General features: G+C 30.9%; 10 protein-coding genes and 1 tRNA gene. 7 read left to right on the top strand and 4 right to left on the bottom strand.

What is annotated here, in order from left to right:
* Window positions 1-2 precede the first annotated feature (2 nt).
* Window positions 3-227 carry a hypothetical protein gene (locus L3J35_08125; GenBank protein MCF6366153.1) on the bottom strand — a complete coding sequence of 75 codons (225 nt, stop codon included), beginning with the start codon at window positions 225-227 and terminating at the stop codon, window positions 3-5.
* 80 nt (window positions 228-307) lie between these two features.
* Window positions 308-730 (bottom strand): DUF1573 domain-containing protein, encoded by a 423-nt coding sequence (locus L3J35_08120; protein MCF6366152.1) that lies wholly within the window; start codon window positions 728-730, stop codon window positions 308-310.
* 333 nt (window positions 731-1,063) lie between these two features.
* Between L3J35_08120 and L3J35_08115 the strand changes: the two genes are divergently transcribed.
* The 3 genes from L3J35_08115 to L3J35_08105 all read left to right on the top strand — a co-directional run bounded on the left by L3J35_08115 (window position 1,064) and on the right by L3J35_08105 (window position 3,589).
* Window positions 1,064-1,138: transfer RNA gene (locus L3J35_08115), tRNA-Pro, on the top strand.
* Between the two features lie 246 nt (window positions 1,139-1,384).
* Complete coding sequence (gene gdhA, locus L3J35_08110; protein MCF6366151.1) at window positions 1,385-2,722, top strand: NADP-specific glutamate dehydrogenase; 1,338 nt, start codon at window positions 1,385-1,387, stop codon at window positions 2,720-2,722.
* A 72-nt stretch (window positions 2,723-2,794) separates the two neighbouring features.
* On the top strand, window positions 2,795-3,589 hold the full coding sequence (locus L3J35_08105) for an inositol monophosphatase (GenBank protein MCF6366150.1): 795 nt from the start codon (window positions 2,795-2,797) through the stop codon (window positions 3,587-3,589).
* Here L3J35_08105 and L3J35_08100 read toward each other — a convergent pair.
* Both L3J35_08100 and L3J35_08095 read right to left on the bottom strand, forming a co-directional pair.
* Entirely contained in the window at window positions 3,581-4,531 is a 951-nt protein-coding gene (locus L3J35_08100) for an ROK family protein (GenBank protein MCF6366149.1), read from the bottom strand. The genes L3J35_08105 and L3J35_08100 overlap by 9 nt on opposite strands.
* 2 nt (window positions 4,532-4,533) lie before the next feature.
* Window positions 4,534-5,883, bottom strand: a complete 1,350-nt coding sequence (locus L3J35_08095) for an MATE family efflux transporter (protein MCF6366148.1) — start codon at window positions 5,881-5,883, stop codon at window positions 4,534-4,536.
* A gap of 222 nt (window positions 5,884-6,105) precedes the next feature.
* Here L3J35_08095 and L3J35_08090 point away from each other — a divergent pair, with 222 nt between their 5' ends.
* The 4 genes from L3J35_08090 to cas2 all read left to right on the top strand — a co-directional run bounded on the left by L3J35_08090 (window position 6,106) and on the right by cas2 (window position 12,777).
* Window positions 6,106-10,686 (top strand): type II CRISPR RNA-guided endonuclease Cas9, encoded by a 4,581-nt coding sequence (locus L3J35_08090; GenBank protein MCF6366147.1) that lies wholly within the window; start codon window positions 6,106-6,108, stop codon window positions 10,684-10,686.
* A 92-nt stretch (window positions 10,687-10,778) separates the two neighbouring features.
* Window positions 10,779-11,411 carry a hypothetical protein gene (locus L3J35_08085; protein MCF6366146.1) on the top strand — a complete coding sequence of 211 codons (633 nt, stop codon included), beginning with the start codon at window positions 10,779-10,781 and terminating at the stop codon, window positions 11,409-11,411.
* A 54-nt stretch (window positions 11,412-11,465) separates the two neighbouring features.
* On the top strand, window positions 11,466-12,425 hold the full coding sequence (gene cas1 / locus L3J35_08080; protein ID MCF6366145.1) for a type II CRISPR-associated endonuclease Cas1: 960 nt from the start codon (window positions 11,466-11,468) through the stop codon (window positions 12,423-12,425).
* A gap of 10 nt (window positions 12,426-12,435) precedes the next feature.
* The gene (gene cas2 / locus L3J35_08075) at window positions 12,436-12,777 is read left to right on the top strand and encodes a CRISPR-associated endonuclease Cas2 (GenBank protein ID MCF6366144.1); all 342 of its coding nucleotides are present in this window, start codon (window positions 12,436-12,438) and stop codon (window positions 12,775-12,777) included.
* Window positions 12,778-13,030: the final 253 nt, after the last annotated feature.

Genomic DNA, 13,030 nt, shown 5'->3' with positions numbered 1-13,030 from the left:
ATTCAGCTTATTTTTTCAAATGCTTCTGTTTTTGTTAAGTGAGAATATTTTTTTGCTGTTTTATAATGTTTCTCACAAAACCAAAAAGCATTTTTTGGATGTCCTACAAACCCTTTTTGTTTAAATCTTTCGTTAAAAGTTTTATCCTCTTCTGTTTCTTTAAAATAGATTAAACCTCCGGTTCCGAAAAAATCTTTATCGCATATAGCACAAACAGGCGGCTTCATATTATAAAATTTAGTTAAAAAAACAGTAAATACTGAACATTTCGTTCAATATTTACTGTTAAAAAATTATTAAACAATAATTATTTTACTTCGCCTGCTACTACAAATGTAATTTCTTTAGTCGTAACAATATTCGGCTCTTTTTGTTGAGTCGTAATTACTATTCTTTCTGCAAATTTTCCTTTTTCTTTAATAGTAGGGTCAATGTTTACGATAATTACACCTTCTTTTCCTTTTTTAATGTGCATATCAATAACTGTTACGCCTACTTTTTCAGGAATTTTGATGTCGGTAATGTGCATAGTCGTAGCACCTTTGTTAGCAATTTTAAAATTGTAAGACTCAGTAGTTCCGCTTATGTCACCAAAGTTATGACTGAAAGCAGCATTTCCGCCTCTTACATTTCCGAACATAGGAGCTTCTGCGGGTTCAACTTGTCCGTATCCCATAAATGAAAAAGCAAATATGGCAACTGACAACATAAGTAATCTCTGTAATTTCATGATTTCAAATTTAAATTAATAGATATAGTTTCTGAATTTTATATAATGATGACAAGTTACATCAATTTCCACAAAAAAAATAATTTATTTTACAAATAAGTTAATTGTTGTTGTAATTTACTCAGTTGCGAAGTTATTGATTTTTTAAAACAAATTGATTTTTTTAAATATTATTTTTAAATTGATTGAATAATTTAAATTTTCATATTACTCCCGGGAAATTATTCATAAGAAGAAACCACATTAAATATAAAAGTCAAAAAAACATAAAGAAATAAATAAATATTTTTTTCTGTTAATAAATAAAAAAATATAAATTTGCATTCCCGAAATCGGGGTGTGGCGCAGTCCGGTTAGCGCGCTGCGTTCGGGACGCAGAGGCCGCAAGTTCGAATCTTGCCATCCCGACTGCTGATTGTCAGAGGTTTATGCTTTTTGTGTAAACCTTTTTTTATTAGGAATTATTTTATTCTTACACTTTGTAAATCAAGATTAGTAATGCATTAAATATAAATTATGTCGATATTTTTTATCGTAAATATTGATTTTTGCAGATGCCTGAATTTTATAATGTATGTTTAATAAAATATTGTTATTTATATAAATATAATATATTTGTCTGACTAAAATTTTAAACTTTAAAAAATATAAAAAATGAATCAAAATGTAAAACAATTTATGGACGGCGTTATCGCTAAAAACAGATGCGAAACTGAATTCCATCAAGCTGTAGAAGAAGTCGTAGAGTCGGTACTTCCTTTTATTGAAGAGAACCCGAAATATAAAGAAGCAAAAATCCTTGAAAGAATGACGGAGCCGGAAAGAGTTATTATGTTCAGAGTTCCATGGACAGACGACAGCGGCGAGATTCATATTAATAAAGGTTACAGAGTTGAGATGAACAGTGCAATAGGACCGTATAAAGGAGGCTTACGCTTTCACCCTACTGTTTATTTAGGTCTTTTAAAATTTTTAGCTTTTGAACAAGTATTTAAAAATAGTTTAACAACTTTACCTATGGGCGGCGGTAAAGGCGGTTCTGATTTTGACCCTAAAGGTAAAACAGATTCTGAAGTTATGCGTTTTTGTCAAAGTTTTATGACAGAACTTCAACGACACATAGGGCCTAATACTGATGTTCCCGCAGGAGATATAGGAGTAGGAGGACGTGAAATAGGTTTTATGTACGGACAATATAAAAGATTAAGAAACGAATTTACCGGTGTTCTTACAGGTAAAGGAATAGAGTGGGGCGGTTCATTAATTCGTCCGGAAGCAACAGGATACGGAACTGTTTATTTTGCTGAAGAAATGCTTAAAGTAAAAGACGACAGCTTAAAAGGAAAAACTGTCACTATTTCAGGTTCAGGTAATGTTGCTCAGTATGCAACTGAGAAATGTATTGAATTAGGTGCAAAAGTTGTTACATTGTCAGATTCAAAAGGATTTATTCATGATCCTGAGGGAATTGATACTGCAAAATTAGACTTTGTTCTTGACCTCAAAAATGTTAAAAGAGGAAGAATTAAAGAATATGCAGATAAATACGGATGTGAATATCATGAAGGCAAACGGCCTTGGAGTATTAAATGTGATGTTGCTCTTCCTTGTGCTACCCAAAATGAAGTTAATAAAGAAGAAGCGGAAACACTGATTAAAAACGGATGTTTTGTTGTTGCGGAAGGTGCTAACATGCCTTCAGAGCCGGAAGCAATTGAAGTTTACCAAAAAAATAAAATACTTTATGCACCGGGTAAAGCTGCAAATGCTGGCGGTGTTGCTGTTTCAGGTCTTGAAATGTCTCAAAATTCTATGCGTTACAACTGGACAAGAGAAGAAGTTGATGCAAAACTTCATCAAATTATGAAAGATATTCACACAACTTGCGTTAAACACGGTAAAGACGGTGATTATGTTGATTACGTTAAAGGTGCAAATATAGGCGGCTTTGTTAAAGTTGCAGATGCAATGTTAGCACAAGGATTAGTATAATTTTTTTTACTGAATATATTTAAAAGCCTCTTTTTGAGGCTTTTTTTATATTATTTTCTAATTTTTAAAGATATGCTCAATTATAAGAATATTTGTAATCAAGTTAAAGAAATTTCAATAAAAACCGGAGATTTCATTCGAAACGAAAAAGGGAAAATCAACCGGGATAATATTCAAACAAAAAGTTTACATTCTTATGTGACTTATGTTGATAAAAATGCAGAACAGATAATTGTTGATAAGTTAAAAGAAATTTTACCCGAAGCCGGTTTTATTACCGAAGAAGAAACTGAAACTATAGAATCAGATACTTTCAATTGGATTGTTGATCCTTTGGACGGCACAACAAATTTTATTCATGGTTTAGAGCCTTTTTCCGTCAGTATTGCTTTGGAAGAAAAAGGTAAAATAGTTATCGGTGTAGTTTATGAAGTAGGTAAAGACGAATGTTTTTATGCCTATAAAGATTCTCCGGCTTTTCTTAACGGCAAAGAAATAAAAGTTTCTACAAACAAAACTCTTGCAGATTCTTTAATTGCAACAGGATTTCCTTATTACGATTATTCAAAGAACTCTGCAATATTAAAAAGCCTGGAATACTTCATGAAAAACACACGAGGAATAAGAAGATTAGGCTCGGCTGCAACAGATTTAGCTTATGTTGCTTGCGGACGATTTGATGCTTTTTACGAATACAGCCTAAACGTATGGGATGTTGCGGCAGGAGCTTTTATTGTTCAACAAGCAGGAGGGAGAGTTGCAGATTTTAATAAAGGAGATAATTATTTGTTCGGCAGGGAAATGGTTGCAACAAACAGTTTTGTGTATAAAGAGTTTTCAGACATAATTCAAAAGTTCTTAGGATAACTCATCCCAAACCAGTGCACTTGCTCCCAAAACAGCAGCAGAATTGCCTTCTAATTGTGACGGTAAAATATTTACTTTATTTTTATAAACTTCTAATAAATTTTCTTCCATATATTGCTTTGCGGGTTTTAATAATAAATTACCGGCATTAGCCAAGCCTCCGAAAAGAAAAATAGCTTGCGGACTTAAGTAAGCAACTGAATCTGCCAAAGATTTTCCCAAGATTTCAGAAGTATAATCGAAAATTTGTAAAGCAATCCTGTCTTTTTTAACAGCTGCATCAAAAATATCTTTCGAAGAAAATTCAGGAATATTTCTTAAAATACTCTTTTCTTTTGTTTCTTTTAGAAATTGATAAGCTGTTTTAACAATTCCTGTTGCTGACACATAAGTTTCTAAACAGCCTTTTTTTCCGCAACCGCATAATCTGCCGTCGGGTATTGCGTTTGTATGTCCTATTTCTCCGGCAAAACCGTCACAGCCGTATAATAATTTACCGTTTGTAACAATTCCGCTTCCGAGGCCTGTTCCGAGGGTAATAAAAATAAAATGATTCATATTTTTTGCCCCTCCGTATAACTTTTCGCCCAAAGCTCCGGCATTTGCATCATTTGTAACAAAAACGGGAACGTCAAAGTTATTTTTAATCATTTTTGCAAGCGGCAATATTCCTTTCCAATTAAGGTTTACGGCATGTTCTATTGTTCCGTTGTAATAATTACCGTTCGGTGCACCTATTCCGATTCCTTGTAAGCCGTAATTCTCATTAAGTTTTGAAAGGTTCTTTTTAATTAATGTTGACAGGGCAAAAATGTAATCTTCAAAATTGATGTAATTTTTTGTTAACATTTTATCTTCGGCAATAATACGCCCCGATTTATCAACAATTCCGAAAACTGTATTTGTACCGCCTATATCAATTCCTATTGCAACTTCTTTCATAATTATTCAATAACTGTTTCAACTTTAAGTACAACTTTTCTCTTCCATTTTCCTGTGAAATAGTAAATTGCAGAAGCGGTCATGCCAAATGCCCAAGTAACAGGCAGTGCATACCAAATGCCTAGTTCATTGTAAATTCCGGATAAATAATCTGAAAGAGGAACTCTTATTCCCCATAGGGTAAGTATTGTAATAAACATAGGGAATAATGTATCTCCTGCACCTCTGAATGTTCCCATTAATGAAAACATTATTGAAAAAATAAAATAGAATGAACTTACAATCAATAAATATTCCGTTCCTATTCTTATTATTTCTTCGTCGGGTGTGAATGCTCGCATTATAAATTGTGCCGTTGACATAATTATAAGGCTTATCAAAACAGCAACAGTTCCTGACATTAAAATTGTTGCTTTCAATCCTTGCTTTACTCTGTCAATTCTTCCGGCACCTATGTTTTGCCCCGTAAATGCCGTTAATGCCATAGAAAAACTCATAGCGGGTATCATACCGAAAAAGTCAATTCGCATAGCTACGGAATAAGCATCGGTTACTGTTGTGCCGAATTTCCCAACAATACGGTAAATTGCCATCATACCTATTGCAACAACCATTTGTTGTATTCCGGAAGGTAAACCTATTTTTAATCCTTTAAGGAATATTACTTTATCGAATTTTAAACCGAGTATTCTGAGATTTATTAAATCATATTTTTTTCTGATATAGATAACCGCCGAAAGAAAAGCACCTCCTTTTGAAATTAAGGTTGCATAAGCGATTCCTTCAATTCCCATATTCAGATATTTTATAAAAACAATATCGAGAATTATGTTTGTAATTGTAGCAATAATCAAAAAATACAAAGGTGTTTTTGAATCTCCGAGGCTTCTGAAAATTGCAGCTGTTCCGTTATATCCGAAATCTAAAACTAAGCCCGAAAGTAATATTGTAAGATATATTTTTGCTGATGCGGAGGTTCCGTCGGGAAGTTTTACCAAACTTAAAATATCTTCTATAAATATTATTCCGAAAACACCGATAATTACAGATGACAGAAACAATATAATATACATTGTATCAATTGCTTTTTGTACATTATTATATTGCTTTGCACCGAAAAATTGTGAAATAACAACACCTGCACCCGTAGCCAAACCGATACCGAGAGATATTAAAGCAAAAAATACCGGAAACGAAGCTCCGACTGCTGTTAAAGCTCCTTTTCCCAAGAAATTTCCGACAACAATGCTGTCCACAAAAATATATAATTGTTGAAACACATTTCCGAGTAACATCGGCAATGCAAACAATAATATTAACTTCCCTTCTTTTCCTGAGGTTAGGTCTTTCAAAATTTATTTTTTAGAAACTGTAAAATAAAGATATTATATTTTAAAAAACAATAATCTTTTATGCAAAAAAGCGACAACCGAAGTTGCCGCTTTAAATGTTTTCACAACGGAATAATCCTTATTGTGAATTGCTTCATTTTGTATTTACAAACATAGCGAAAAGAAATGTATTAACAAAAATATTTATTAAATTTATACTTTATTTTTTAAAAGATTATTGTTATGAAAAAAATACTCGGACTCGATTTAGGAACCAATAGTATTGGTTGGGCAGTTATAAAACAAAAGTTTGATAAGAAAATAGGAGAAATTGAAGGTGTCGGAAGTCGAATAATTCCAATGTCGCAAGATATTTTAGGAAAATTTGATTCGGGTGTTTCTATTTCTCAAACTGCTGAAAGGACAGGTTATCGAGGAGTAAGACGATTGTATCAAAGAGATAATTTACGCAGAGAGCGTTTACATAGGGTTTTAAATGTTTTAAATTTTTTGCCAAAGCATTATAAAAACTCAATTGATTTTGAGCAAAAGTTAGGACAGTTCAAAGAGTTAAATGAAGGAGAAAAAGAAACTAAATTAAACTACAAAAAAAATGATGATGGTAAATATGAATTTATTTTCATGGATGCTTTTAATGATATGTTGAATGAGTTCAAACTAAATGGACAGGAAACGAAAATCCCTCTTGATTGGACACTCTATTATTTAAGAAAAAAAGCCCTTTCACAAAAAATAGCAAAAGAAGAACTTGCATGGATAATTCTTAATTTTAATCAAAAAAGAGGTTATTATCAATTAAGAGGTGAAGAAACTGAAAATGATGAAAACAAAGATGAAAAATTTTATTCTTTAAAAGTTATTCGTGTAAAAGCAACTGATGGTAAAAATGAGAAAGGAACTTGGTATGAAGTTATTTTAGAAAATGATTGGATTTATAAAAGACAAAGTAAAACCTCTTTAGCCGATTGGGTCGGAAAAGAAAAAGAATTTATTATAACAACAAAAAAAAACAAAGACGGAAGTATAAAGCGTAGCTTTAGAGCCCCTAAAGAAGATGATTGGAAGTTAATAAAAAAGAAAACAGAGCAAGAGATTGAGCAATCCGGCAAATATATTTGTGAATATATTTATGATACCTTATTACAAAATCCGACACAAAAAATTAGAGGAAAACTTATTAAAACTATTGAACGAAAATTTTATAAAAAAGAATTAGAAAAAATCATAGACACACAAATCAAACTTCATAATGAGCTGAAAAACAAAAAACTATATAATGATTGTATCGAAGAACTTTATCCAAGAAATGAAGCCCATAAAAGCAATATAAAAGAAAAAGGGTTTAAATATTTATTTATAAATGATATTATTTTTTATCAAAGACCGTTAAAAAGCAAAAAATCAACAATTTCAGGTTGTCAGTATGAAAGTAGAATTTTCAAAAAAAAGACAATTGATAGTGTTACAGGAAAAGAAAAAGAGGAATGGGTCAATGACCCTTTAAAAGTAATATCAAAATCACATCCTTTGTTTCAGGAATTTAGATTATGGCAATTTTTAAAGAACTTAAAGATTTACCAAAAAGAATTAGTTGAAAATGGAAAAACACAAATAGATGTTGATGTAACGGAACAATTTTTAAAAACAGAAGATGAGTGGGTAAAATTATTTGATTTTCTTAATACAAGAAAAGAAATTGAGCAAAAACAGATTATTCAATACTTTGTATCTGAAAAAATAATTACTAAAAAAGAGAAAGATAATTATAGGTGGAATTATGTAGAAGATAAAAAATACCCGTGTAATGAAACCAAAGCTCAATTTATTTCAAGATTAAAGAAAGTTAAAGATATAGATGTTGAAAACTTTTTAACCTATAAAAAAGAACTTAATTTATGGCATATAATCTATTCAGTAAAAGATAAAAATGAATATGAAAAAGCGATTGAAAATTTTGCAATAAAAAACAATATTGACAGAGAAACATTTATTGAAAATTTTAAAAAATTTCCACCTTTTAAAAATGAATACGGTGCATATTCTGAAAAAGCAATAAAAAAACTTCTCCCTTTAATGAAAAGAGGTAAATATTGGAACGAAAATGAAACTACAAAAGAAATAAAGGAACGTGTTAATTCAATAATTGAAAGGTTAAAAGTTATAGGATTTGATAAACAAAAAATTGATAATAATATAACAGATGATGATATACCAAAACAACTATTAAAAAGTTTCATTGATTTTAAAGATAAAAATCCGCTTCAAGCATTAAATACTTATCAAGCATGTTATGCGGTTTATAATCGACATTCAGAAGTCAGTGAAATTCAACATTGGAAAGTTCCAAAAGATATTGATAAATATTTGAGCGAATTTAAACAGCATAGTCTAAGAAACCCAATTGTTGAACAAGTAGTTACAGAAACATTAAGAGTTGTTAGAGATATTTGGAAGAAATATGGTGATTTTGATGAAATTCATGTGGAACTTGGCAGAGAAATGAAAAACCCGGCTGATAAAAGAAAACAAATGACACAGCGGGTTACTGAAAATGAAAATACAAACTATAGAATTAAAGAACTTTTAAAAGAATTAGTAAACGACCCAAAAACACAAGGTGAGGTACGTCCATATTCACCAAACCATCAAGAAATATTAAAAATATATGAAGAGGGTATTTATCAATATGATGAAAATATAGATGAAGGTATCGAAAAAATCAGGAAAAAATCATCACTTTCAAAATCGGATATAAACAAATATAAACTTTGGCTTGAACAAGGCTACAATTCTCCCTACACAGGCAAAGCTATTTCTTTAAGCAGATTATTTACAACTGATTATCAAATTGAACATATTATTCCGCAATCTCGCTATTTTGATAACTCTTTAAGTAATAAAATTATATGCGAAAGTGAAGTTAATGCGATTAAAAGTAATCAAACAGCTTACGAATTTATTAAAAATCACGGAAGTGAAAAAGTAAATTTAGGCAACGGCAACACAGTAGAAATTTTAAAACTGGCAGAATACGAAAATCATTGTAATAAATATTTTAAAAAGAACAGAACAAAACTAAAAAAGTTACTTTCAGAAGATATTCCGGAAGGTTTTATTGAAAGGCAACTTAACGATACTCGGTATATAAGTAAATTAGTTAAAGGTTTATTAAGTAATATTGTAAGAGAAGAAGGCGAAAAAGAAGCAACCTCAAAAAACTTAATTTCAGTTACCGGTACAATTACATCAAAACTGAAACAAGACTGGGGCTTAAATAATAAATGGAATGAAATTATTGCCCCCAGATTTAAACGGCTTAATGAATTAACCAATTCCGATGATTTTGGTTATTGGGATAAAAAAATAAATACTTTCAGAACACAAGTGCCGGATAATATTGCAAAAGGTTTCAATAAAAAAAGAATTGACCATAGACACCACGCACTTGATGCATTGGCGATTGCCTGTACAAACAGAAAACACATTCAATACTTAAATTCACTAAGTAATGAAAAACAAAAGTATGAATTACAACCGTCTATACTTACTAAAAATAAGGAAGGACATTATACAAAACATTTTTTAATGCCTTGGAAAACATTTACAACTGATGCAAAAGAACAATTAGAAAAAACTATTATAAGTTTTAAGCAAAATTTACGAGTAATAAATAAAACAAACAACAAAACATGGCAATGGGTTAAGCAAAAAAATGGTAAGTATAAAAAACTACAAGTAAAACAAACAAAAGGAGAAAATTGGGCAATCCGAAAACCCATGCACAAAGAAACAGTTTCAGGAAAAGTCTCAATTCGAGAGATAAAAAGAGTTTCATTTAATCAAGCAATTGATAATAATTATATCATTGTAGAAAAAAAACTGAATAATAAAATAAAGAAACTAAGAAAACAAGATTATGATAATGCAAAAATTAAAACGTATTTTAAAAAGTTAAAAAATAAATTTAATGATAAAGATATAAGTAAAGTTGAAGTGTATTATTTTATTGAAGCAACTGCAAGCAGAGTCTCATTATCTGATATAAAAACACTTAAACATATTGAAAAAATAACGGATAAAAGTATTCAAAATATATTAAAAAAACACATTAAAAATTACCTTAGTGAAGACGGGGAAGTGCAATTTGATCTAGCATTTAGTCCGGAAGGAATCGGAGAACTCAATAAAAACATTGTAGAGCTGAATAAGGGCAAACAACATAATCCAATATATAAAGTAAGACTTTATGAAGAAGGAAATAAATTTAATGTAGGGTATTCAGAACATAATAAAAACAAATATGTAGAAGCAGCAAAAGGAACAAATCTGTTTTTTGCAATTTATGAAACTGAAAATAAAAAAGGTGAGAAAATCAGAAGTTACGAAACTATTCCGTTAAACGAAGTAATTGAACACCAAAAACAAAATGCTTATTTGCCAAATGATGATAAAAAGCCTATACCGATAAATTCAGAAAAAGGAACATTCTTATTTTCACTTTCTCCAAACGACTTAGTTTATGTGCCTACTGATGAAGAAATTGAAGACCCAAGTTTGTTTAATATTGAAAAAGTTACAAAAGAACAAATTAATAGAATTTATAAAATGGTAAGTAGTTCAGGAAGTCAATGTTTCTTTATAAAAAACGAAGTTGCAAATACGATTAATGACAAAGAGAAAAAAAGGTATGAATTTTCATCATTAAATAAAATGGAAAAAGATATTAAAGGCAATATGATTAAAGACATATGTTGGAAACTAAAAGTAAATCGACTTGGTGAAATTATAGGGTATAAAAAATAATTAATTCCAACAAACAATTAAAATGAAGTAAGCATCGGTGTTGTTTCAAACAACGCCGATGCTATGAAAACTTTTGGTAAAAAAAAACTAAAATGCAATTCGAAAAAGGCTACATATACCATATCTATAACCAAGGAAATAATCGGCGTAAAATTTTCTTTAACAGAGAAAACTATCTTTATTTTTTACGAAAAATAAAAACACATATTACGCCTTATGCCGATATTTTAGCTTGGTGCTTAATGCCTAATCATTTTCATTTAATGGTTTATGTTCGTGAGGTGGAAGTAAGTGCTAACATTTGGAGTGCAACTCAAAGTTGCGCTCCAAATAGAACACCAAATAGCAATAAAAAAATAAGCATAAATCACTCATTAGGTATTATTTTATCATCTTACACAAAAGCTATAAACAAACAAGAAAAAATAAGCGGTAGTTTATTTAGAGGAAAAACCAAAGCCGAATGCATAAACTGCCCAAATGGTATTGAACCAAGTTTTATTACAAAAAACGGAATAACAAATATAAACATACAACATCCCGAGAAACAATATCCGAAAATTTGTTTCGATTATATTCACAAAAACCCGACAAAAGCAAAACTTGTGAAACAAGATATTGAGTGGGAATTTTCTTCAGCGGCTGATTATTACGGAGACAGAAAAGGTAAATTGATTAATAAATTGCTTGCTGTCGAATATGGATTTATTTCTGAAAATAACTGAAATGTTTTTTTGGCATAGTTGTTGGTTTTGTAAGTTGAACAAAATCAGTGTAATATGATAAAAAGAACACTGTATTTCGGCAGCAACACATATTTAAGCACAAAAGAAGAGCAACTTGTCGTAAAATTTGAAGATATTAATAATCCTTCAGCAAAAATTCCGATTGAAGACATAGGTGTTATTATTCTTGATGCTCACAGACTTACAATCTCGCAAACTCTTATAAGCAAACTGTTGCATAATAATGTTGCTCTTATCACCTGCGATGAAAAACACATGCCGCAAGGGCTGATGCTTAATCTTGACGGTAACACCGTTCAACAGGAGCGTTATAAATATCAAACAGAAGCAAGTTTGCCTTTAAAGAAAAATCTTTGGCAGCAAACCATTAAAGCAAAAATAAGAAATCAAAGAACTTTGTTAATGAATATAGGGATTGATACGATGACTTCGAGTCATCGTATCAATAAAAAACCATTTGAAAATATGCAATATTGGGAACAATCCGTAAAATCCGGCGACCCCGATAATTACGAAGGACGTGCCGCCGCATTCTATTGGAAAACATTATTTGCCGATATTTTTGATAATTTTAAACGCGGACGTTTTGAAAAAGCACCCAATAATTTATTGAACTACGGCTATGCCGTTTTAAGAGCCGTTATTGCTCGCAGCTTAACGGCTTCCGGATTATTGCCGCTTTTCGGTATTCATCACCATAATAAATACAATGCCTATGCTTTGGCAGATGATATTATGGAACCCTATCGCCCTTTTGTTGATGCAATTGTAAGAGATTTATGTGAGAAATATTATTCGGATGATTGGAACGAAAAAGATTTTGAACTTACTCCCGAAATAAAAAAAGAATTGTTGCAAATTCCTGTTCTTGATGTTATTATTGACAATAAAAGAAGCCCTTTAATGAATGCATCACATCGAACGGCTGCAAGTTTATTTCAATGTTTTGCCGAAAATTCCAGAAAAATATTATATCCCGAATTTGTAGAATAATTTTTATATAATGCCGGAACTTAAGCGTTTAAATCAATACCGAATTATGTGGCTGCTCGTTTTCTTTGATTTACCGACCGAAACAAAAAAAGACCGCAGAAATGCCGGCCTGTTCAGGAAAGGACTTTTAAAAGACGGCTTTTCAATGTTTCAGTTTTCAATTTATATGCGACATTGTGCAAGCAGAGAAAATGCCGAAGTACACATAAAACGCGTAAAAAGTTTTTTGCCTCCCGACGGTTTTGTGGCAATAATGCAAATTACCGATAAACAATTCGGGATGATTGAACTTTTTCACGGCAAAAAGAAAGAAAAACTGCCGGAAATGCCGCAACAACTTACACTTTTTTAGATTTTGGGTAGTATCCTATCACTTTTGACAATGATACGATGGTTCTGCAAATAAAAAACCGACTGAGAAATCAAATCTCAATCGGTTTTTAACACAGTTTTTTTAATTCAAAACTTTAACGTAAAGAGCACAAACTCAGCATAATATATGCACCTGTGCTGTGTTCAATACGTCAAAGATACAAAATGAAAGCAATTCACAACGAAACATAGTGTGAGAATAGATTAAACTTAGCTGTGTTCAATACGTCAAA

Source organism: Bacteroidales bacterium, from assembly GCA_021648725.1.
Classification (GTDB): Bacteria; Bacteroidota; Bacteroidia; order Bacteroidales; family JAADGE01; genus JAADGE01.
The sequence above is the reverse complement of the archived record's forward strand: the minus strand, read 5'-3'. Positions and strand labels throughout refer to the sequence as shown.

Bases quoted from the DNA above. Each gene is read 5' to 3' on its own strand.
- L3J35_08125 (MCF6366153.1), bottom strand. From the start codon at position 227: ATGAAGCCGCCTGTTTGTGCTATATGCGATAAAGATTTTTTCGGAACC.
- L3J35_08120 (MCF6366152.1), bottom strand. From the start codon at position 730: ATGAAATTACAGAGATTACTTATGTTGTCAGTTGCCATATTTGCTTTT.
- gdhA (MCF6366151.1), top strand. From the start codon at position 1,385: ATGAATCAAAATGTAAAACAATTTATGGACGGCGTTATCGCTAAAAAC.
- L3J35_08105 (MCF6366150.1), top strand. From the start codon at position 2,795: ATGCTCAATTATAAGAATATTTGTAATCAAGTTAAAGAAATTTCAATA.
- L3J35_08100 (MCF6366149.1), bottom strand. From the start codon at position 4,531: ATGAAAGAAGTTGCAATAGGAATTGATATAGGCGGTACAAATACAGTT.
- L3J35_08090 (MCF6366147.1), top strand. From the start codon at position 6,106: ATGAAAAAAATACTCGGACTCGATTTAGGAACCAATAGTATTGGTTGG.
- L3J35_08085 (MCF6366146.1), top strand. From the start codon at position 10,779: ATGCAATTCGAAAAAGGCTACATATACCATATCTATAACCAAGGAAAT.
- cas1 (MCF6366145.1), top strand. From the start codon at position 11,466: ATGATAAAAAGAACACTGTATTTCGGCAGCAACACATATTTAAGCACA.
- cas2 (MCF6366144.1), top strand. From the start codon at position 12,436: ATGCCGGAACTTAAGCGTTTAAATCAATACCGAATTATGTGGCTGCTC.